Annotated in this window: 1 protein-coding gene; it reads left to right on the top strand. The window is 68.3% G+C overall.

Annotation, left to right across the window (positions count from 1 at the left end; genetic code table 11):
• Positions 1 to 77: 77 nt before the first annotated feature.
• Positions 78 to 1,321, top strand: a 1,244-nt coding sequence (locus tag WEB03_RS01460; RefSeq protein WP_368069193.1) for a DEAD/DEAH box helicase, incomplete at its 3' end; no start/stop codon positions are given.

Genomic DNA, 1,321 nt, shown 5'->3' with positions numbered 1-1,321 from the left:
TGTCCAACCACGCCACACCGCGGTTCATCCGCTGCTACGCCGAGGACCTCGAGCACCTCTACCTGCCGCGGGGACTGGTGGATCAGGCCACCGCCATCGTGGAGGAGGCGGGTAGCCGGCTCCTGATCATCGACGAGCGGCCCGAACCCGTGCCCATCGACCTGACCTTCGATGGTGAGTTCAGGGCGGCGCAGGAGCAGGCCGTCGAGGTGATGTCCGGCCACGAGCTCGGGGTGCTGGAAGCGCCGCCGGGGACGGGCAAGACCGTCATGGCGTGCGCCCTGATCGCGCGTCACGCCACGCCGACGCTCGTGCTCGTCGACCGTAAGCCGTTGCTTGCCCAGTGGCGGGAACGCCTGGCCACGCACCTGGGCGTCGATGCGGGGCAGATCGGCGGTGGGAAGCAGCGTCCGACCAAGATCGTGGACATCGCGATGGTCCAGACCGTGACACGTAACGAGCGGGCTGCCGATCTGCTCGACGGCTACGGACTGGTGGTGATCGACGAATGCCATCACGTTCCGGCCCCCACCGTGGAGCGCGCCGTCCGCAACCTCGATGCGCGTCGATGGTTGGGCCTCACCGCGACGCCACAACGTCCCGACGGGCTCAAGGACATCATGGTGATGCAGTGCGGACCGATCCGCCACCGCATCACCCAGAGCGCCAGCGATCTCGACCGGCGGTTGCAGGTCCACCGGACCGAGCTGACCATCGACGACTCGACGGATGGGTTGACCCGTGGCGAGGTGCTGGCCCTGATCAACGCGTCGCTCGTCGAGGACGAGCAACGCAATGACCAGATCTGCGGGGACGTGGCCGTCGCGGTCGGCGCGGGGCGCAACTGCCTCGTGCTCAGCAGCCGGACGGAGCACGTCGATGTGCTTGCTGGCCGCCTGGCCGGTCTGGGGTTGGAGCCGCTGGTGCTCTACGGAAGCCTCAAGCCCGCGGAGCGTCGGGCGGTTCACGAACAGCTCGCCGAGGACCGCCAGCTCTTGCTCGTCGCGACCGACCGCTACATCGGTGAAGGCTTCGACTGCCCGAAGCTCGACACGCTGTTCCTCGCCTTCCCAGTCTCGGCGCGGCAGCGGATCACCCAGTACGTGGGGCGGATACTGCGGGATCAGCCCGGGAAGGACCTTGCCGAGGTGCATGACTACCTCGATGCCAAGGTGCCCATGCTCGCCGCGATGTACCGGCGTCGACTGCCCGGCTACAAGCAGCTGGGGTTCACGCCGGAGCCGCCCACGCCGACGCCGCCCACGCCGGCGCTGCCGGAGCGGGGGTTGAAGACCACGTCCACACGAGAACGATACGAAGC

The sequence above is a fragment of the Nitriliruptor sp. genome (genome assembly GCF_040882075.1).
Taxonomy (GTDB): domain Bacteria; phylum Actinomycetota; class Nitriliruptoria; order Nitriliruptorales; family Nitriliruptoraceae; genus Nitriliruptor.
This window is presented reverse-complemented; position numbering and strand designations above follow the sequence as displayed.